At 62.4% G+C, this 19,843-nt stretch carries 23 protein-coding genes; all 23 read left to right on the forward strand.

Annotated elements, in window-relative coordinates; all coding sequences use genetic code 11:
- Positions 1-172: 172 nt before the first annotated feature.
- A complete protein-coding gene (locus HMPREF7215_RS10260) occupies positions 173-1,912 on the forward strand; it encodes a WecB/TagA/CpsF family glycosyltransferase (RefSeq protein WP_009165805.1) in 1,740 nt (579 codons plus the stop codon).
- Positions 1,905-2,372 carry a CBS domain-containing protein gene (locus HMPREF7215_RS10265; protein ID WP_009165806.1) on the forward strand — a complete coding sequence of 156 codons (468 nt, stop codon included), beginning with the start codon at positions 1,905-1,907 and terminating at the stop codon, positions 2,370-2,372. The genes HMPREF7215_RS10260 and HMPREF7215_RS10265 overlap by 8 nt, the downstream gene beginning before the upstream one ends.
- On the forward strand, positions 2,369-2,698 hold the full coding sequence (locus tag HMPREF7215_RS10270) for a hypothetical protein (protein ID WP_009165807.1): 330 nt from the start codon (positions 2,369-2,371) through the stop codon (positions 2,696-2,698). Before HMPREF7215_RS10265 ends, HMPREF7215_RS10270 begins: the two co-directional genes overlap by 4 nt.
- Positions 2,698-4,593, forward strand: a complete 1,896-nt coding sequence (locus tag HMPREF7215_RS10275; RefSeq protein WP_009165808.1) for a V-type ATP synthase subunit I — start codon at positions 2,698-2,700, stop codon at positions 4,591-4,593. Before HMPREF7215_RS10270 ends, HMPREF7215_RS10275 begins: the two co-directional genes overlap by 1 nt.
- On the forward strand, positions 4,575-4,793 hold the full coding sequence (locus HMPREF7215_RS10280) for an ATPase (RefSeq protein ID WP_009165809.1): 219 nt from the start codon (positions 4,575-4,577) through the stop codon (positions 4,791-4,793). Before HMPREF7215_RS10275 ends, HMPREF7215_RS10280 begins: the two co-directional genes overlap by 19 nt.
- A gap of 10 nt (positions 4,794-4,803) precedes the next feature.
- A complete protein-coding gene (locus HMPREF7215_RS13680; protein WP_009165810.1) occupies positions 4,804-5,376 on the forward strand; it encodes a hypothetical protein in 573 nt (190 codons plus the stop codon).
- Positions 5,348-6,376, forward strand: a complete 1,029-nt coding sequence (locus tag HMPREF7215_RS10290) for a V0D/AC39 family V-type ATPase subunit (protein ID WP_009165811.1) — start codon at positions 5,348-5,350, stop codon at positions 6,374-6,376. Before HMPREF7215_RS13680 ends, HMPREF7215_RS10290 begins: the two co-directional genes overlap by 29 nt.
- Before the next feature lie 8 nt (positions 6,377-6,384).
- A complete protein-coding gene (locus tag HMPREF7215_RS10295) occupies positions 6,385-6,645 on the forward strand; it encodes a hypothetical protein (protein ID WP_009165812.1) in 261 nt (86 codons plus the stop codon).
- A gap of 68 nt (positions 6,646-6,713) precedes the next feature.
- The gene (locus HMPREF7215_RS10300) at positions 6,714-7,964 is read left to right on the forward strand and encodes a hypothetical protein (RefSeq protein WP_009165813.1); all 1,251 of its coding nucleotides are present in this window, start codon (positions 6,714-6,716) and stop codon (positions 7,962-7,964) included.
- Positions 7,961-9,172, forward strand: coding sequence for a hypothetical protein (locus HMPREF7215_RS10305; RefSeq protein ID WP_009165814.1), 1,212 nt, complete (start codon positions 7,961-7,963; stop codon positions 9,170-9,172). Before HMPREF7215_RS10300 ends, HMPREF7215_RS10305 begins: the two co-directional genes overlap by 4 nt.
- A complete protein-coding gene (locus tag HMPREF7215_RS10310) occupies positions 9,169-9,735 on the forward strand; it encodes a hypothetical protein (RefSeq protein ID WP_009165815.1) in 567 nt (188 codons plus the stop codon). Before HMPREF7215_RS10305 ends, HMPREF7215_RS10310 begins: the two co-directional genes overlap by 4 nt.
- Complete coding sequence (locus tag HMPREF7215_RS10315) at positions 9,732-10,202, forward strand: 23S rRNA (pseudouridine(1915)-N(3))-methyltransferase RlmH (RefSeq protein WP_009165816.1); 471 nt, start codon at positions 9,732-9,734, stop codon at positions 10,200-10,202. Before HMPREF7215_RS10310 ends, HMPREF7215_RS10315 begins: the two co-directional genes overlap by 4 nt.
- Before the next feature lie 29 nt (positions 10,203-10,231).
- Positions 10,232-10,561: a YbaB/EbfC family nucleoid-associated protein gene (locus tag HMPREF7215_RS10320; protein ID WP_009165817.1), complete on the forward strand. Its 330-nt coding sequence runs from the start codon at positions 10,232-10,234 to the stop codon at positions 10,559-10,561.
- Between the two features lie 9 nt (positions 10,562-10,570).
- On the forward strand, positions 10,571-11,176 hold the full coding sequence (gene recR, locus HMPREF7215_RS10325) for a recombination mediator RecR (protein WP_009165818.1): 606 nt from the start codon (positions 10,571-10,573) through the stop codon (positions 11,174-11,176).
- A 67-nt stretch (positions 11,177-11,243) separates the two neighbouring features.
- The gene (locus HMPREF7215_RS10330; RefSeq protein WP_009165819.1) at positions 11,244-12,389 is read left to right on the forward strand and encodes a PIN/TRAM domain-containing protein; all 1,146 of its coding nucleotides are present in this window, start codon (positions 11,244-11,246) and stop codon (positions 12,387-12,389) included.
- Complete coding sequence (ispF, locus tag HMPREF7215_RS10335; protein WP_009165820.1) at positions 12,386-13,495, forward strand: 2-C-methyl-D-erythritol 2,4-cyclodiphosphate synthase; 1,110 nt, start codon at positions 12,386-12,388, stop codon at positions 13,493-13,495. The genes HMPREF7215_RS10330 and ispF overlap by 4 nt, the downstream gene beginning before the upstream one ends.
- A gap of 175 nt (positions 13,496-13,670) precedes the next feature.
- Positions 13,671-14,168, forward strand: a complete 498-nt coding sequence (locus tag HMPREF7215_RS10340) for a ribosome maturation factor RimP (protein ID WP_009165821.1) — start codon at positions 13,671-13,673, stop codon at positions 14,166-14,168.
- 1 nt (position 14,169) lies between these two features.
- A complete protein-coding gene (gene nusA / locus HMPREF7215_RS10345; protein WP_009165822.1) occupies positions 14,170-15,264 on the forward strand; it encodes a transcription termination factor NusA in 1,095 nt (364 codons plus the stop codon).
- Complete coding sequence (gene rnpM, locus HMPREF7215_RS13685; RefSeq protein ID WP_009165823.1) at positions 15,261-15,869, forward strand: RNase P modulator RnpM; 609 nt, start codon at positions 15,261-15,263, stop codon at positions 15,867-15,869. The genes nusA and rnpM overlap by 4 nt, the downstream gene beginning before the upstream one ends.
- Before the next feature lies 1 nt (position 15,870).
- The gene (gene infB / locus HMPREF7215_RS10355) at positions 15,871-17,925 is read left to right on the forward strand and encodes a translation initiation factor IF-2 (RefSeq protein WP_374044423.1); all 2,055 of its coding nucleotides are present in this window, start codon (positions 15,871-15,873) and stop codon (positions 17,923-17,925) included.
- Between the two features lie 102 nt (positions 17,926-18,027).
- Positions 18,028-18,423, forward strand: a complete 396-nt coding sequence (gene rbfA / locus HMPREF7215_RS10360) for a 30S ribosome-binding factor RbfA (RefSeq protein WP_009165825.1) — start codon at positions 18,028-18,030, stop codon at positions 18,421-18,423.
- The gene (locus HMPREF7215_RS10365) at positions 18,416-19,351 is read left to right on the forward strand and encodes a DHH family phosphoesterase (RefSeq protein WP_009165826.1); all 936 of its coding nucleotides are present in this window, start codon (positions 18,416-18,418) and stop codon (positions 19,349-19,351) included. The genes rbfA and HMPREF7215_RS10365 overlap by 8 nt, the downstream gene beginning before the upstream one ends.
- The coding region (locus tag HMPREF7215_RS10370) for a pseudouridine synthase family protein (protein WP_009165827.1) at positions 19,344-19,843 on the forward strand (500 nt) is incomplete at its 3' end. The genes HMPREF7215_RS10365 and HMPREF7215_RS10370, both read left to right, overlap by 8 nt.

Raw genomic sequence — 19,843 nt, forward strand, 5'->3', positions numbered from 1 at the left:
TGCTCGCGGTCGTTTTCCTTCGTCTTCCCGGCCGATGACGCAAAAAGGGATTTTTTTTTATCAATAACTCTGATACAATGTTTAAGACGAGCCGAGGCGAGCGTTTCCCGTCCGTTCTCAAGATTGCAGACTGAAATCTTTCAGGTGAAAGTATAAAAGGGAGGAATCGGCTGTGACGTTGCCGTTCACCGCTGACGCGATCGTGCCGCTGCTTCTGGTGGCGGCCGGATGTGTGGCGCTTCAGCGTTTTTTCAGGAAAAAACTGAGCCGAGATCAATATTTCTACATGAGAGACCTTTCGCTGATGACGGTGATGATGCTGCTGGCTTTGTGGAGCGGTAGCGACCGCATCGAAGCGCTGGTGGCCTGTTCGTTGCTGTCCATGGTGGTGGGGCTGGCGGAGCGGGCCCGGCCGGGAAAAGGTTTCTTTGCCTTTATCGTTTTGCCGGGACTGATTTTTGCCCTGACAGGGCAGCCGATTTCGTTCGTCTCTTCCAGCGGTTCCGCGTTTCTGTATCTGTCTTCGTGGCAGTCCATTCTGCTGACTACGGCGTGGATGACGCTGTTCCCCGTGCTGTTCCGGCGGCTCGACCAGGTGCCGGGGCTGGCGGGGCATCTGTTGGGCGTCAGCCTGTCGCTGATGGTCGCGGTGACGTATTTTTCGCGCCAAAATCTGAGCGAGGCGTTCCTGGTCTCGGTCGTGTCGCTGGTGTTGGTGGGCGCGTACTGGAGCCGGCTCGGCCATCAGTTCCGCCAGCTGGGAACGCCGCTTGCGTCCTTGTGGGGCACGCTGGTGGCGGGGATTTCCATCATTGGCGTCAGCAAGGGGATCACGCTCACGGCGCTGATGGTGATCCCGCTGGGCTTTTACGCCGTGCCGCTGGTGGAGCTGTCGCTGGGGCTGGTCAGTCATGCGTTCACACACGGACAGACTCGCGCGGCGCCCGACCTTTACAGCCGCGTGATCGAGCGCGGCGTGGACCATCCGGCGGCGGTCCGTCTGGTGACGGAGATCTGCCTGTTGGTGGGGGGATCGGTAGCTCTGATGCAGCTGATCCCCGATTCCGCCGCGCTGAAAATGGCGGTGCCGGCGATGGCGGGCGTATTGCTGCTGGTGCTGTGGGGCGTGCACGGCGGCCGGCGCACGCGCGCCGACGATCATGCGCTGTGGGGCGTACGGATCGACGGGATCTCCATGAACTACGCGCTGTCGAAGAGTCTGGCCTGGCTCAAGAGCTCCGAGCCGGGTTTTCGCATGGTGGTGACGATGAACGCGCTGGGGCTGAACGAAACGCGCTCCGACGCGGAGTTCCGCCGCATCGCCAACGCGGCCGATCTGAACCTGCCCGACGGTGCCGGGCTGGTCTGGGCGTTGAGAAAGCTGAAAGTGCCCGTGGTGGAACGCATCGCCGGCATCGATTACATGGACCGGCTCTGTCGTCTGGCGGCGTCGGAATCGTTGCCCGTGTACCTGCTGGGCGGCCGCCCGGGCATCGCCCGCCGCGCCGCGGAACGCCTGCAGGCGGAATACCCCGGCTTGGTCGTTTCCGGTTGTTACGACGGCTATTTCGACCGCGCTTTTTCCGGCGAAGTTGCCGGCAACGTGCGCGGCAGCGGCGCCAAAATCCTCTTTGCGGCGCTGGGAATGCCGGCGCAGGAGAAGTGGCTCGACTCGCAGCGCGCGAATCTGGACGGGATCCTCTGCGTCGGCGTCGGCGGCAGTTTCGACGTTTACGCCGGGGTGTTGAAGCGGGCGCCCCGTTTCTGGCAGAAAATCGGCTGCGAATGGCTCTATCGCCTGTTCCAGGAGCCGTGGCGGCTGAAGCGCGATTTCCAGCTGCTGTCCTTTGTGCTGGCGGTGTTCCGCGAGCGGTTCAACGTATTCCCGTGGAGAGAGAACGATCATGCGTAACGAAATGGTGACCGCCGAGCAGCTGATGAAGCGCGACCTGACCGCCGTCATGGCCGAAGACACCGTCGAAGACGCCATGCACGTGTTGCGCAGCCACAGCCTGAGCGGCGTTCCGGTCGTGGACGATCAGTGGCGTCTGGTGGGCTTCCTTTCGGAATCGGACATCCTCCGCTCCGTGCTGCCGTCGTATCTGGAGATCCTTGCGCAGGACTCTTTTCTCTACGGCGAACATGAACTGCTGGTAAAAAAATTTTCGCAGGTCCGCGCCGGCGTCGTGCGCGATTACATGCAGGCGTGCTGCCAGTCGGTGCAGCCGGAGACGAATATCATGAACGTGGCCGATTTGATGCTGCGTCTCAAAGTGAAGCGCCTGCCCGTCGTCGAAGGCCGACTGCTGATGGGGATCATCGACCGGAGCGATCTGTGCGAGTATCTGATGAATTCCGGGAACGCCTCATGACGCCGAAAGAAAACGAGTCGCGCTGGAAAGATCAGTTGCATCAACTGGCGGCGGCGCAGCAGGCACGTACGCTCGCTTTGGAGCGGGAGCTCGAGGCTCGCGTACGGGAAGCGGAGCAACGGGCGCGTCTCATGGTGGAGAATACGCTGAAACATTGCGACGAGATGCAGAAAAGCAGAATCGCTGCTTACGAGCGCGAGACGCAGCGTCTTCTCGAACAGGCGCGCGGGGAATCGGAACGCCGCTGTGCCGAAGCCGCCTGCGCGCCGATGGATGCGGAACTGGATCGCGTCTGGGCGGCGATGAGCGGAGAGGAGGCGCGCTGATGATCGAAAAAATGTGCCGGCTGTCGATGGCGGTCCCGGAATCTCTGGGGATGGATTTTATCGACTTCCTGCAGGCCGATGGGCGCGTCCATCTGATCCTGCCTTCCGAAGAACCGCGCTGCGGCGATCTGGCGGAGCGCCTTGTGGTGTTGCGCGAGAAGCTGCGCGCCGTGGTGGAAACGCTGGAAGAGGGCTCCGTCCTCGCTGTGGCGGAAGACCGGCCGGCCGCGGCCGACGCGGAAGTGGAGCGGATCCTGTCCGAATCCTTTGCTCTGACCGTTCCCGAGCTGGAAAAAAGCGTGGAGAAATTTCAGGCCGATCTTGCCCGCGTCATGAAAGGTCATGAGCGTCTCGCCGATGAACAAAGCCTGCTCGAGCGCATTCTCGCGCAGCTGGGAACGTTTGCTTTCAAGGACTCGGCGGGACGGCGGTGCCTGCTCTGGTGGGTGGCGAAAGACCTTTGGCCGCTGGCGCAGAGGCAGATCGAACGTCATTGCGCCGACGGCGAGAGAACCCTGTTTCACGTGCACGACACCGCCAAAGAGGATCAGCTGCTGGTTGAGCTCTCGGTACCGGCGGCGCAGGTTCCCGCCGTGGCGGAAATCCTGCACGGCATCAGCGCGGCGTTATGGACGCCGCCGCCTCAGTACGCCGGTAAAAATTACGCTGAAAGTATAGAACTGATGAAACGCCGTCTGTCGGAGATCCAGTCCCTTCTCAAGGCGGAGCAGTCTGCCCTTGCCGCCATGAGAAAACAATGGGGGCCTCGACAGAAGGCGTTTTTTTTGCTGATCGACCGCAAGGTCGACCAGTATCATGTCTTCAGCTGCTGCGACCGAGTCGGCGGCGCGCTGCTGGTCGAAGGCTGGATGCCGCAGGACGGGCTGGAAGATTTTCGTGCCAGGCTGGAAGAAAAATTCGCCGGCCGCGCGGCGCTTTACAGCCGCGAACCGGAACCTGACGAATATGGGCAGGTTCCGACCGCCCTGCGTCACGGCCGGTTCTTCGCGCCCTTCGAAGTGTTCCTCAAGCTCGTGCAGCCGCCGGCCTACGGCACGGCGGACCCCACCAGCCTGATCGGCCTGTTTTTCCCGTTTTTCGCGGGCTGCATCATCGGCGACGCCGGCTACGGACTGGTCATGCTGATCCTGATGTGCTTCGTGCGCCGCCGCGCCAAAAGCAAATTAGTGCGCGACATCGCCTTCGTCCTGATGAACATATGCGTGTGGAGTCTTTTCTGGGGCGCGGCTTTCGGCGAGTTTTTCGGCGATTTTGCTCATAGAGTGCTTTATATGGAACCTCTCTGGGTGGAACGTTCTCGGGCCGTCATGCCGGTGCTGACGTTTTCGGTGGCCCTCGGGCTGGGGCACGTGCTGCTCGGCCTGGCGGTTGGATTGCTTCACGGTCTGAAGGCCCGCCATAAAAAACACGCCATGGAAAAATTTGGCGCCATGCTGGTGATCCTGTCCATGGTGGCGGCGCTCATGTCAGTGCGCCGGCTTTTGCCGCCGCAGGCTCTCCCCGGCGGCATGGCGGCGCTCGTCGCGGGGCTGGCGCTGCTGACGGCCGGGGGCGGTATCGGCGGCCTGATCGAATCGATGAGTTCTTTCGGGCACATTCTCAGTTATGTGCGCATCGGCGCCATCGGCCTGTCGTCGGCAATCCTTGCGGTAGCCGCTTCGAAATTCGTGGACGTGCTCGGCGTTTCGGCGCTGGGACTTTTCGTCGCGCTGGCGATCCATCTGCTCAATTTCGTGCTGGCGTTCGCCGAGTCGGGGCTGCACGCGGCACGTCTTCATTATGTGGAGTTCATGGGCAATTTTTACGTTGCTCAAGGAAAAGATTATCATCCCTTTGCGTACAGGAGGAATTTACCGTGGAAAAAGGACTCGTAGCATTGGCTGCGGCGCTGGCCGTGGGGATTCCCGCGCTCGCGACTGCTTTCGCTCAGGCCAGGATCGGCAGCGTGGCGGCCGGCAGCGTGGCGGAAAAGCCGGAAACGGCGGGCACGATGATCATTCTCGAGGCGATTCCGGAGACGATGGTCATTCTTGGTTTCGTCGTGGCCATCATGCTGATTTTGCAATTTGCCTAGGAGTTTCCCGTTGACGGGCGAGGAACTTCTGCCTCCGGCGTTTCTGCGCGCCATGGAGGCGGAACTTGCGGCGCAGCACGAGGCGATGCGGGCGTCCGCGGACAGCCGTATCGGCGAGATGATCGCCGCCTGTCGCGACGAGGCCGCCGCCGCTGTGAAAAAACGCGCCGCTCTCTGCGAAGAGGCGCTGGAACGCCTGAGCACGCGTCGTCGCCGTCTGATGCGCGCGGTGGAGAGCGCCGCGCAGAAGGAGGTCGAGGCGCAGCATCTGCGGCGGCTCGAACAGGAGCTGCGGCGAAAGGTCGAACTTTTCCGAAGCAGCGAGAGCTACGGGACGTTCTTGACGAGAATGGTGGAACAATGCCGCCGCGCCGGTTTTTCCAGCGCGGGAACGTTTCAGGCGGCGGAACGCGAAGCCGGCCTGCTCCGCGCCGCCGGACTGTGCGTGGAAGAAAAAGATCCCGGCCGCTGGGGCGGCTTTATCCTCACGGAGGAGGGGGGCGCCCTCTTTGACTGCACTTTTCAGACCCGCTGGGAGCAGTACTGCTGCGAACGTGTCATCCGCAGCCGGGGAAGAAGCTAATTACGAATACGTCAACGGCCGCCTGCGCGCCCGCACGCGGGACTTCCTCCCCGTGCAGGCGGTGGCAGAACTTGCCTGCGCAGATCTGAAAGGCGTGGAACGTTCTCTGCTCGACACCGTTTACGGTCCGTTGTACCGTCGCGAGTTCATGCTGACGGAGATGCCTTTGGCGCTGAAGCTGGAGAACCTGATCTCCGCTTCCGCCCGGCAGCGTTTCAGCGAACTGAAACGCTGGGGCAAAGGCTCGGTGCGCCTGCTCACGTCGGCGCTTTCGATCCAGTCGGATCTGGAAAACGGCCAGCTTTTTTTGCGCGCGCTTCGATCGGGGCGAAACGATTACGAACCGAGTATGCCGGGCTGCGGCGAACTGAGCGCTGAGTTCTGGCGTCAAATGGCCAGAGCCGGCGGCGACCGGGAACAGATCGATGAACTGTGCCGTTATGACCCGACCGTGCTGTCCAACGTGCTCAGCGACGCCGTGAAGGAACTCGACGCTTCCGGTCGGCTGTGGGAGGCCGAATGGCTCTACATGAAAGGATCTTTCGACTGGGCAGCCAGCGTGCTGAAACGGTGCCGGGATTCGAACGGAGCGGCTGTGTTGCGGTGTCTCGGCTATCTGATCGACCTGTGGAATCTGCGCGTCTGGCTGGGGTTCCATTATGGATCCGGCATGCAGGACGAAGCGGTGCATTTTCTCGAAGGCGGCTCGCTGCCGCTGGAACGGCTGCTTTTCGCCAAAAGTTACAAGGCGCTGCTGCGCGGCTCGTTTTGGCGCTCTCGTGGAGCGGAGCCCGACGAACGTTCGTTGTTCGAGCTGGAACGACAATATCTGCTCTGGCAGATGACGCTGCGTCGCGAAGACCCGTTGGGCGTACAGGTGATCATCTCCTATCGGGCGCGCCTGTTCTGCGAGTGGCGCAACCTGACGACCATCGTTTCCGGACTGCAGAGCGGGCTGGACCGAGCGGCGCTGCAAAGCGTGCTGTTCATCGGCCGTTAGGAGGAAGCATGAAAAATCACGCGCTTTTGATCGGTTCGGCATCGTTCCTGCGCCTCTGGTCGGTGTTGGGCTGCATGGAAAAAATCGCCCCCGCGCGGCCCGAGCCGCGGAAACTGAAAGAAGTCGGACTCGCCTCCGGGGCTGAGGCCGTTTTATACGAGGAGACGCTTTTTGAGGGCTTTTCCTCGCGGGAGAAAAAATATTTTCAGGAGTCGGTCGATCCGTATTGGATCCCCCTGCCTGCGGCGGAAGGAGGCGAGTTGAAATAGACGGACGTTCTGCGCCGGTTCGATCGGTCTGTGCCGAAAGCGTTTGCATCGAAACGGAATTTCCGGTCGTGCTGGGTGAATTTGCCTGCACGGAAAACGGCGCGTGGTATGGCCAGGTGCAGAGCCATAACGGACGGATCGCGCGCATCCTGCCGCTGGATCTTCCGGAAAAGATCCGTCCGGGCGAGTTACTGCGTCTAAGCGGCGAGACGCTGGAAGACCGTCTTGCCCGCGTCGCGCCGGGCACCGTGATCGATCCGCTGGGACGGCAGATCATAAAGATTGGCGACGTGTCGATGGGCAATCTCAACTTTTCCACGGTTCCGCAGGAGACAAAGGGCGGCAGTTTCTGGGGGCTGAAAACGCTGGGAGAGTTCATGAACCTGCACGACGGCGAGGGCGTGGTGCTGCTGGGTTCGCCGCCGGGCGGGCTGCCCCTTCTTTTCAGTCAGATCGCCGCGGCGCAGCGGGCGGATTTTTTGTATATTTTCTGCCAAGGCGGTTATCACGAGCTGTATCGTTACTGCCGAGCCGTACAGATGGCTGGCAGCGCGGAAAGGTGCATGATCCTCTGGACGCCGCCGTGGAACGTGCCGGCGCTGAAGAACCTGGCCCCCCGGGCGCTGACGTATCTGTCGGCGCTGCCAGACGAGGGCGGGCGGCGCCTGATCCTGATTGACGATCTGCATTACTGGCTGGAATCAGTTCGCGAGTACGGCGAAAGTTCGGGCGAACTGCCGCTTCCCGACGGCTATCCTTATACGGCCCGGCGTCAGCTGGGCGAACTGCTGGATCTCAAGTCGCTGCCCGATGAAGAGGGGCGTTCCACGTCGCTGCTCGTCGGCTGGCGCTACGAAGAGGGCTTTTCGCCGCTTGCGGAGCATCCTTACATGGGGCGTTTGCCCCGTTTCATGCGCACGGGCATCATCCTCGAGGAATCGTCGGAATATTTGCTTCCGTCGAAGGATTCCTGGGGCGAACTGTCGCCGGCCGGGCGCTGTTGGCGTGAACTGTGCCGCCTCGCCGAGGAATGCGACGAGGCGCTGCGCCCCGTGCTGAAAGCGCTGATGGGGCTTTTCGGTTCGCTCTTTGTGGAGTATTCCCCGCTCAGTTTCGCCGCGGCGCCCGAGAACGTGGTGCAGTGGAGCGACGACGACGGGAAAACTCTCGTCGGGTTGGCTTCTCGGGCCACTCCGGCCCTGCTGGAAGCGGTGCTGAAAATTCGCGCCGAGCTGCAGCTGAGCTTTCGCGAATGGCCCGACGTGCGCCGCCGCGGCTTTATCGACTGGGTGCGCGCACAGAAGGAGGAACGGTCATGAAACTGCTTCGCCGCGGTTCGAACAACGTCAGTTCGCTTTCCGCCTCGTCGCTCTGGGTGGAGCATCTCGCCGGCGCGACGCTGAACGATCTGGTGACGATTCAGGACGCTTCCGGCGACGCTTTTGTGGGAAGGGTGGTGGAAGTCCAAAACGACCACTGCCATGTGCGCATCTGCGACGGAGAACATTCTCTCTGCCGCGATTCGCTGCAGGTCTGGCTGGGCAGCAACGAACTGGAACTGCCGTCCGAGCCGCCGCTGGTCGCTTCGCGGCTGACGCGCCGTTCGGTCTTCAAGACGGGGATCGCTCCGGTGGACACGCTTTTCCCCCTGCAGCACGGCCATTCGGTCTTTGTGGCCGGAGTGTCGCTTTATCGGTCGCTGGATTTTTTTTCCGCTCTGCTGCACGGCGCGCTTTCGGATCGCCAGTGGCCGTGCCTGATCTCGCTCGACACGTCGAAAAACGAAGCGCGGGAGATCCGCCGCGTCTGGAACCACTACGGACTGGAAGACGAAGGATTGTTTGTTTCCGACAGCCGCGATCAGCTCTATCAGAGCATGACGCCGCTGCGCCTGGGGTGGGAAGCGGCGATCGGCCGCGCCGACGAAGGGCGCGACGTATTCCTGATGGTGCTCGACCTCGAATCGTGGGCGCGTTTTTATCAGGAGGATCTGGCGCTGCGCGGCTATTACCGCAGCCGCGCCGGAGCGCTGAACGGCTTCAAAAACGCGCTGAGCACCCACATGCAGCTGCTGTACGGGCATAAGGGACGCATCACCGCGGCGATGCTGCTGTCCGAGCGTAAAGTGGCTGGACTGCCTTCGGAGCTGCTGGCGCTGCGCGATCTGTTTGACGGCGTTCTGATTTTGCGCGGCGACGGCTCGCTGTCGCTGAACGGCTACACGCCCCAGCTTCCGCGGGGGATGGACCGTTCGGTCGAATACGCGCGTCTGCTGCGCCGCCAGTGCAAAGAGCTGAGAGCGGAACTGAAACGACGGCGCTTGGACGAATATCCTCTGAGCGATGAAGAACGGGCGTTCGAACGCGCCCTGCATGAATTCATGAGCGACTTGGCGCCGCGAGCCGACGCTTCGCCGCAGCGCGTTTGGCAGATCCTTTCCCTGATGCCGGAAAGCCGCATCAACCGCGTGCCGCTATCGCTGCTGCGGGAGTACAGCCGCAATGACGGTGGGGAGGCGTCCCGATGAGCGGGACGGACGTCCATTCTTTGCCGGAGAGGCTGCGCCAGCGCATCCGCCGCCTGACCGTCAGCCGGGAACGTCTCGGCGCACGGAGTCTCGAACAGAAACGAAGGCTGGACGAATTGACGGCGCAGACCGCCTCCGCGCTGGCGATGCTGAACATCTACAGCGGACCGCAAAGCGCCGAGCTGTTCCGGCTCAGTTTTGTGCCGATCGCCGTCGAATCGGGAAAAGAAATTCGTTCCGGCGTGGAGTGTCTGCAGTTTCATCGCGCGGACGCCAACGCGCGGCACGGTCTGCTGCCGCGTTACACGTCGCTGCTCACCTCGCCCCAGGCGGAGAACGCTTCGCTTCAAGTCGAAGAACTGATCCGCGCGCTGTGGGACTATATCAACGGCATGATGGAGCTGCGTTCGGCTGACTGTCTGATCCGTCGCCTGCGGCGCAGCCTGAAACAGGCGGAGCGGGAACGCTTGCAGGCGGCGCAGGCGTTTGCGGCACGCCGCGCCGCACGCGAGCACGTTTTCGAAACGGAACGGCATCGGCGGAAAGTGAGCGAAGGACGATGAAAATTGAGGTTTTGGCCATGGGCCGTCCGCGCGAGCCGTTTATCGTCAAAGGACTGGAACACTATCAGACGCGTTTGAAGCCGCTGCTGCCGGTGGAGTGGACGTTTCTGCCCGAACCGGGCAAAGGGAAAAATCTGACCGTCGCGCAGCGCAAGGAGCTGGAGGGGCAGGAGTTCCTCAAGCGCGTCGGCCGGGAGGACATCCTTTTTCTGCTGGACGAGCGCGGGCGAGCGCTGGGCAGCGAAGAGTTTTCGGCCGGAATTTACGCGGCGTTGGGCGGCGGACGGGGCAGGCTGGTTTTTCTGGTCGGCGGCCCCTACGGCACCTCGGCGGCGCTGCAAAAACGCGGAAACGTGATAATATCTTTGTCGAAGATGACCTTCACGCACGAGATGGCGCTGCTGCTCCTCAGCGAGCAGATCTATCGAGCGGCCATGATCCGTGAAGGCTCGAAATATCATCATTGAATCGTATTTTGCGAAAGGATTGAAGAAAAATGAATTTTGGCGGCAGAGGCGGTATGGGCAACATGAATCAGATGCTCAAGCAGGCCCAGGCGATGCAGGCGAAGATGATGAAGGCTCAGGAAGAGCTGAAGGAAGCCCGCGTGGAGGGCAGCGCCGGCGGCGGCATGGTCAGCGCCACGGTCAACGGGCAGGGCGAGCTGGTCGGCGTGAAGCTTTCCAAAGAAGTGGTCGATCCCGAAGACGTGGAGATGCTCGAAGATTTGATCCTCGCGGCGGTGTCCGACGCGGCCAACAAGGCCCGCGAGATGATGGAACAGCGCATGGGCTCGCTGACCGGCGGCATGAAGCTGCCGTTTTAGTGACCGGCAATGGCTCTGCCCGAACCAATTGAACATCTGATCTCGCTGCTGAAAAAATTTCCCGGCGTGGGCGAAAAGAGCGCCCGGCGCATGGCCTTTTACGTGCTCCAGGAGGGCGAAGGCTTCGGCACCGATCTGGCGCGTTCCGTCGGCGAGCTGAACCGGCGTCTGACCACCTGCGAGAAGTGCGGCAACCTGACCGAGACGCAGCCGTGTCCCATCTGCAGCGATCCGCTGCGCGACCGTTCGCTGCTCTGCGTCACCGAGACCATCGAGGATCTCGTCAGCATCGAGCAGTCGGGGCTTTTCAACGGCCTGTATTTTGTGCTCGGCACGTCGCTTTCGCCGCTGGAAGACCGCGAATCGCTTCCCGAAGGGACGGTGCGCTCGCTGCGTAAACGCTTCGAAGAATATCCGATCCGCGAGGCGATCATCGCCACCAACCCGCGCATCGAGGGCGACATGACCTTCTACGCGCTGCTGGAGGCGCTGCGGGACCTTCCCGTGAAAAAATCGCGTCTGGCGTACGGCCTGCCCGTCGGCGGTTCCATCGAATTCGCCGATCGCGTCACGCTCCATGCGGCGCTGGAGAGCCGGCAGGAGATCAGGGAGTAGCCGGCAAAGTTTCGGGAGCGCTTTTCGGGCGCTCTCGTTTCGTTCATTAAGGAGGTGGATTTCAATTATGACCGACGGACTGAAAAAGATCGTCAGATACAGTTGCGGCGCTCTGCTCGGACTGCTGGGGGCGCTGGCCGGTTATCAGGCGGGCGCGCCCATTCTCAGGGAGTATCTTCCCGACACGTTTCTTTTCCACGGACTGGCGATCGTTCTTTCCATTGCCGTTTTCGGCTTTATTGGCGTCCTTCTGGGGCCGTATTTCATGAAATTGCTTCACGACGTCGGACTGCTTTTCGAACGTCAGCTGCGCAGCACGGCCTGGCCCGAGATCGTCGCCGCCCTGACGGGCATGATCGTCGGGCTCGTGCTGGCCAACCTGCTCGTTCTGCCCTTTTCCGACACGCCCTTCGGGCCTTACCTGACGGTGCTGTTGAACGTGCTGATCGGCTTCGTCATGGCCTGGATCTTCGTGACTCGGCAGGAAGACATCCGCGGCGCCATGGCTTCGGTGAAAGAGCGTCTCAGTCAGAAGCGGAAGATCCGCGCCGGAAAAGTTCCGGCGGAAGAGAGCGAAGACCCTGAGCCGGCGACCGATCCGGTGCCGCGCAAGATCCTTGACACCAGCGTGATCATCGACGGGCGCATTCTCGACATTGCGAAGACGGGGTTCCTTCAGGGAACTTTGATCCTGCCGTCGTTCGTGCTGCTCGAGCTGCAGACCGTGGCCGACTCGAAGGACCAGAACCGCCGCGCCCGCGGCCGCATGGGACTGGACGTCGTCAAGGAGCTGCAGAAACTCCAGCAGGTGAAACTCGCTCTGATCGAGGCGTCGCTGGCCGACTACCACACCGAGTTCGTGGATTCGGCGGTGGTATCCATGGCCAAAAGATTCGGCTGCGACGTGCTCACGACCGACTATAACCTGAACAAAGTCGCGCAGATCCAGAACGTGCGCGTGCTGAACGTCAATGATCTGGCCAACGCGATGAAACCCGCGCTGCTGCCCGGCGACGAGGTGACGGTGAACGTGATCAAGGAAGGCAAGGATGCGCGCCAGGGCATCGGCTATCTCGACAACGGCACGATGCTCGTCGTCGAAGACGGCGGCCCCTTTATCGGCAAGACGGTGGAGGTCACGCTTTCGTCGCTGCTGCAAACTTCGGCCGGGCGCATGGTCTTCGGCCGCGTCAAGCGCGAGGTGAAAAGTTGAGCCGCGCCTTCGTCATTCTCGCGGCGGGAACGGGGACACGCCTCGGCGGCGAGCCCAAACAGTTTCGTCTTTTAGGCGGGCGTCCCGTCTGGAAATGGAGCGTGGAAACGGCGTGGACATTGCATCGGGAAAAGCTGATCGACCGGATCGTGCTCGTCCTGCCGCCGGAAAGCGCGCTGACGCCGCCCGCCGGCGTGATCTCCGCGGCGGGCGGCGCGTCGCGCGCGCTTTCCGCGCTGTCGGCGCTGCGCGCCTGCGAAGACGACGAAGTGCTGCTGCACGACGCCGCGCGTCCGTTTGCGAGCGTAAAGCTGTGCCGGCGTCTGATCGCCGCCTCGACGGGGAAAAACGCCGTGGCGCCGCTGCTGCCGGAGGCGAACGCGCTGAAAAAGATCGAAAACGGACGCATCGAACCGCTCGACCGCGACGACGTTTACATCACCCAGACGCCGCAGCTTTTTCCGCGCGCGGCGCTGCGGGAGCTGCTCGAGAACGCGTCGTGCCACGACTTCAAAGACGAAGCCGAGCTGTGGCTGCGGCGGGGCGAGACGCTCGATTTCGTAGCGGGGGAGAGCGTGAACTTCAAAGTGACGGAAGGCGGCGACTGGGAGATGGCGCAAAAAATTGCCGGCGAGGGCGAAGTCCGTACCGGTCTTGGCTACGACGTGCATCCGCTCGTGCCGGGACGGAAATTGATCCTCGGCGGCATCGCCGTAGACTCGGCGCTGGGGCTCGACGGCCATTCCGACGCCGACGCGCTCGCTCACGCCGCGGCCGACGCGCTCCTCAGCGCCGCGGGGTTGCCGGATATCGGCGCGCTGTATCCCGCATGCGACAAAAAGTTCAAAAACGCCGACAGCATGGAGCTGCTGCGCGACGCGTTTGCGAGAGTCAGGGGCGAAGGCTGGCGGCTCGAATGGCTGAGCGCCGTGCTGACGGCGCAGACGCCGCGGCTGGCGCCGTGGAAAGACGCGATCGTCCGTTCATTGGAAACGGTTCTCGGCGACGGACGGCTGAGCGTGACCTTTAAATCGGGCGAACGCGTCGGCCCGGCCGGCGACGCGCAGGCGGTCTTCGTCTGGGCCTCGGCGACGCTGCGCCGCTGACGCCCGGACGGCGTCGGCCGTATTGGCGCGGATTGGATTTTTTGCACGAAACAGGTTGCTATCTGAGAACTTTCATGTTACAATACGCGAAGAATTCGGAGGCTGGGAGTGAAGAGTGGGCTGCGCCCACTCTTCGTTTTTTATAAATCGGCCAATCGTAAAGCGAGGCATCGTCATGGATATGGAAAAAATTTCTGGGCAACTGAAAACGCTCGTCGAATCGCTGGGCTATGAATTCGTCGGCGCGGAAACCGTCAAAGAAGCCGGCTCGCAGATCCTGCGCGTGTACATCGACCGCGACGGCGGCGTCGGTCTCGACGACTGCGAACGAAGCGCCAAGGAGATCGGCGCCCTGCTCGACACGGCGGCGGACGCCTTCGAGGACCATTATCTGCTCGAGGTCAGTTCTCCCGGGCTGGAGCGCCCGCTGTTCAAAGCGGAGGACTACGCGCGTTTCGCAGGACGTCCCGTGAACGTCCGCCTGAAAGGCGTTTACGAAGGAAGACGGCGCGTCACGGCCGTGATCGAGGGGGTAAAGGACGGTTCGGTCCTTTTGGACTGCGGCGGCGAACCGCTGGATCTCCCGCTGGCGGAGATCCAGCGGGCTCATTTGGTTTACGTGGAAGAGAAGGGACAGAAGAAGACTTTCAAGAAAAGGGGAGGAAAAAGTTAGAATGGAACTGGGTGTTGATTTTTTGGGGGCGCTCAAACAGCTGGGCGAGGAGCGGGGCCTCTCTGAAGAAGTGATCTTCTCGAGCATCGAGGCGGCGCTGGCGCTGGCCTACCGGAAATTCAGGGACGGCAAATTCGATCCCGTCGTCGCCATCGACCGCGCGACCGGCAGCGTGTCCATCTTCGACGTGCGCCGGGCGGTCGATGCCGAAACACACAGCGACAGCGAGATCAGCCTTGCCGAAGCGCGCGCCCTCGGCTATCCCGACGTTCGGGAGGGAGACAGCGTCAAGGTGCCCGTGCTCGAGCACCCCAAGAGTTTCGGACGCATCGCCGCGCAGACCGCTCGTCAGGTGATCACTCAGCGCCTCAAGGACGCCGAACGCGAAATCGTATATAATGAGTTCAACGACAAAATCGGCGACCTGATCACGGCCACCATCTTCAAGGCCGAAAACGACCAGATCCTTGTCCGCCTGAGCGAACGCAGCGAAGCCGTACTTCCAAGGGAAGAGCGCATCGCCGGCGAAGTTTACACGCCCGGCGAGAGCAAGAAATTCTTTTTGCTCGACGTGCGCCAGACCGGACGCGGCCCGCGTATCGTCGTTTCGCGCACACACCCCGGCCTGCTGAGGAAACTGCTCGAACTGGAAATTCCCGAGATCCACGACGGCACCGTCGAGATCAAAGGCATCGTGCGCGAAGCCGGCGCCCGCGCCAAAGTCGCCGTGGCCTCCACCGACCCCGCCGTCGATTCCGTGGGCGCCTGCGTCGGCAACAGCGGCGCCCGCATCAGAAGCATCAGCGCCGATCTCTGCGACGAAAAGATCGACATCATCGTCTGGAACGAAGATCCTCTCGAGTTCATCAGAAACGCGCTCTCGCCCGCCCGCGTGACCGGCGTCGAGGCCGTCGAAGGGCAGGACCGCACCGCCAAGGTGTACGCGCCGGCCGACCAGCTCTCGCTGGCCATCGGCAAAGCCGGACAAAACGTGCGCCTCGCCGCCCGCCTGACGGGCTGGAAAGTGGACATCAACACCAACACCGGCGACACGCCCGCCGGCAAACCCGAGATCGAAGAGGGGGAGCGGGCTTGAGGCGATCCGTCAATCCCCGCCGCTGCGTGGCCTGCCGCCGCGAGCGCGCCCCCCGCGAGATGCTGCGCGTGGTGCGCACGCCCGACGGACAGGTCGTGCTGGACGAACAGGGAAAAACGTCGGGACGGGGCGCGTACGTCTGTCCCGAGCCCCAGTGCGTGGCCCTCTGCCTCAAGAGGCGGCTGCTGGAAAGATCGCTTAAATGTTCCGTCCCCGCGGAGGTGCAGGCCAAACTGCGCGCTGCGGTGAACCTCGAAGAGCGCGACGCCCTTCCCGATGCGGCGGAACTCTTTGAGGAAATTAAGGGAACTTTGGGGCTGGCGCGCCGCGCCGGCGAGCTGATCGTCGGTCAGGACCGCGTGCTGGAAAGCCTTTCCGCTGGACGAAACCTGCTCGTGCTGCTGACGCACGATCATTCCGATCCGTTGAAAAGAACCGTTGACGCCAAAAATGCCGCCGCGCACGTTTTGGCGGGGGTAAGCCGTTTGGAACTCGGACAACTCCTGGGACTGCGACAGACTCAGATAGTCGCCCTTCCGGTACGGAGCGGCTTTGCAGAGAAAATAAAAGGACTGCTTCCAGAAGGAGGAAATGCCGTTGAGTAAGATGAGAGTTTATGAGCTCGCAAAGCTGCTGGAAATGAACAACAAAGACCTGCTGACTTTGCTGGAAAAGGTGAACGTCCCCGTCAAGTCCCACATGAGCACGATCGACGACGACGCGATCCAGCTTGTCGAAGAGGAAGTCGAAAAGAGCAAAAAGAAAAAAACTTCCTCCGGAAAGAGCGCGCCCGCCAAAGCCGAGCCTGAAAAGAAGGCGCCCGCGCCGAAAGCGGGAAAGGGCGAGAGCAAAACGCCCGCTCCGGCCGCGGCGGAAAAGAAAACCGTGAAAGTCAAACACGGCGGCTGCGTGAAAGATCTGGCCGACGCGCTCGGACTTTCCGCCGCCGAGGCCGTGAAGAAGCTGATGGGCGCCGGAATGATGGCGCCCGCATCCGCGCCTTTGAACGACGACATCCTGCTCACCCTCGGCGACGCCTGCGGCGTCGACGTCGATTGGAGCGACGAAGCGCCCGCCGCGGAAGAGAAAAAAGAAGCCGAACCGAAAGCGCCCGCCGGCGGCAAGGCGGCGCCGCGCGGTTCGCATCTCAAACCGCGCTCGCCCATCGTCACCGTCATGGGGCACGTCGATCACGGCAAGACCTCGCTGCTCGACGCGATCCGCAAAACTCACGTGACGGCCCGCGAAGCCGGCGGCATCACCCAGCACATCGGCGCTTCGCACGTTACGTACAACGGCAAGGAAATCGTGTTCCTCGACACCCCCGGGCACGAAGCCTTCACCTCCATGCGCGCCCGCGGCGCCCAGTGCACCGACATCGCCGTGCTGGTCGTCGCCGCCGACGACGGCGTCATGCCTCAGACCATCGAAGCCATCAATCACGCCAAGGCCGCCGGCGTTCCCATCATCGTCGCCATCAACAAGATGGACAAACCTACCGCCAACCCGCAGCAGGTCATGCAGGAACTGAGCGGCTACGGCCTCGTGTCCGAAGCGTGGGGCGGCGACACCGTCATGGTGGAAATATCCGCCAAGTCCGGCAAGGGCGTGGATCAGCTGCTGGAAATGATTTCGCTCGTGGCCGAGATGCAGGATCTCAAGGCCGATCCTACCGTTCCGCCCGAAGGCGTCGTCATCGAAGCCCGTCTCGACAAGGGGCAGGGCGCCGTCGCCTCCGTGATCGTGCAGCAGGGAACGCTGTGCCGTGGCGATCTGATCCTGTTCGACACCTGCTGGGGAAAGGTGCGCGCCATGTTCAACGATGCCGGCAAGAACGTCACACAGGCCGGTCCCAGCACCGCCGTCGAGATCATCGGCCTGAACGGCGTGCCTCAGCCAGGCGAGCACTTCCACCAGATCGGTTCCGAGAAGGAGGCCCGCGACTACTTCGCCAACCTCGAAGCCGAACGCCGCAACGCTCAGAACAACACGGCCGTGAAGCGCATGACGCTGGAAGACCTCTACAGCCAAATGCAGGACGGCGAAAAACCCGTGCTGAACCTGGTCATCAAGTGCGACGTGCAGGGCACCATCGAAGCGATCGTCGGCTCGCTGGAAAAGCTCGGCACCGAAGACGTGGGCATCAACATCGTGCACACGGCCGTGGGGCGCATCTCCGAATCGGACATCATGCTGGCCACGGCGTCCAACGCCATCGTCGTGGGCTTTAACGTCCGCCCCGAAAACAGCGCCAGCAAACTCGCCGAAAAGGAAAACGTGCAGATCCGCCTGTACAGCATCATCTACGAGATCATCGACGACGTGAAGGCGGCCATGGAAGGCCTGCTGACGCCGACGATCAAGGAAAACTCGCTGGGCGAAGTGGAGATCCGCAAGATCTTCAAGGCGCCCAAGGTCGGCAAGATCGCCGGCTGCCGGGTCATGAAGGGCGCGATCAAACGCGGCAGCAAGGTGCGTTTGGTTCGCGACGGCATCGTGATCTGGGAAGGCTCGGTCGCTTCGCTGCGCCGCGAGAAGGACGAAGCCAGCGAAGTGCGCGAAGGCTTCGAATGCGGCATGACCTTCACCAACTATCAGGATTTCCGCGAAGGCGACATGGTCGAAGCCTACGAGCTCGTGGAAGAGAAGAGAACTCTGTAAATTTTTGTGCAAGGACCGTTCGCGCGCCGGCAGACTGAAGGAACATCTCAGCGCCGGCGCGTCGAGCAGGAAGGACTGGTTCGCAAGAGAGGAAGGAAACGGATGCCTCGTTTCAGAATGGGAAGAATCAACAGCCAGCTCCAGCGCGAGATCTCGCTGATCCTGTCGCGCGAAGTGCGCGACGAAAAGCTCGCCGAGGTGATCGTCACCTCGGTGGAGTGCTCGAAAGATCTGAAGTACGCCAAGGTCTATTACACGACGCTGCGCGAAGAAGGACGCGCCGAGATTGCCAAACTGCTCGAGAAAGTTTCTGGCTACGTGCGTTCGTCGCTCGGGCGCGTGCTGTCGTACCGTACCGTGCCGGAACTGACGTTCAGATTCGACGACAGCGAGGAGCTGGCGCGCGAGATGGACCGCGTGCTCGACCGTATCAGCGCCGAGCTGCCGCCTGAAGAATCGGAAGCGGCGGAAGACGCGCCGGAGGAATCCGATGACTGAAGCCGAGAAAATCGCGCGTATCCTTCTGGCCGAGCCGAAGTGGCGCGTCGTCTGCCACGTCAAGCCCGACGGCGATACGCTCGGCTGCGGCAGCGCCCTTGTTTCGGCCGGGAAAAAACTGGGGCGGGACGTGATCTGGGGCGGCGTCGATCCGCTGCCGCCGCTGTACGCCTTTTTGCCTCACAGCGGCGAGTACCGGACCGACGCTTCCGCATCCGACGGCGGACGCTGCGTAATCGCCGTCGACGTCAGCGCCCGCGACCGCGGCGTTCCCGGTCTGGAACCGCGCATCAGCATCGATCATCACGAAAGCAACGAACGATTCGGCGCCGAGGTGAACTGGATCGATCCGCAGGCCGCGGCGACCGGCGAGATGATCTACGAGGTTATCCTCGCTCTCGGCTGCGCGATCGACACGGACATCGCCGAAGCGCTTTACGTGTCGATCGCGACGGATTGCGGCTGGTTCAGGTTTTCCAACACCACCGCCGACACCATGCGCGTGGCTGCGGAACTGATCAGAGCTGGCGCGGTCCCCGTCAAAATGGACGAACGACTCCATTTCAACGACACGCCGGCGAAACTGCGCCTCTGGGGGCGCTGCATGGCGCGCGTCGAGACGGTCGGCGCGCGCGCCGCGCTCTCGTGGATCACGCGGGACGATTTTCGCGAGACGGGAGCGCTCGAAAGCGACACCGAAGGTCTTATCAACATGCTGACGCATATAAAAGGCGCCGACGTGACCGTGATGATCAGCGAAGTCAAAGACTGTCTGCGCTGCAGCGTCCGCTCCCGCGGCCCCGTCTCCGCCCAGGCGATCGCCGCGAAGTGGAACGGCGGCGGCCATCGGTACGCGGCCGGCTGCAAGATCTATCTGCCCCTCGAAGAGGGGCTGAAAGCTTTGGAAGAGGAACTGAGCCGTGTATAACGGGATCCTCGTTCTCGACAAAATTTACGGCGCGCCCAGCCGTGGCTGCGTCACCGCGGTGTCGAAGGCGCTTGGCGGACGGAAACAGAAGGTCGGGCACGCCGGCACGCTGGATACGTCGGCGTCGGGAACGCTCGTGCTGCTGGCCGGCAGCGCCACGCGCCTGAGCGAAGCGGTGATGAATCTGCCGAAAAGTTATCTGGCGCGCGTGACGTTCGGCTGGGAGACCAGCACCGACGATGCGACCGGCGAGCCGCTGAGCGAAGCGGTTCCGGCCGCTTACGACGAGGCGGCGCTGCGCGGGGCGCTGCCGGCTTTTCAGGGCGTGCGGCTGCAAACGCCGCCGCGCGTCTCTGCGGTAAAAGTGGACGGCGCGCGCGCCCACAAGCTGGCGCGTTCCGGCCGGGAGCCGGACATCCGGCCCCGGCCCGTGAACGTCGTTTCGATCCGCTATCTCGGCCGCGACGAAACTGGCGCGGCCCGCCTGCTGGT

Source organism: Pyramidobacter piscolens W5455, assembly GCF_000177335.1.
In the GTDB taxonomy this organism is placed as follows: domain Bacteria; phylum Synergistota; class Synergistia; order Synergistales; family Dethiosulfovibrionaceae; genus Pyramidobacter; species Pyramidobacter piscolens.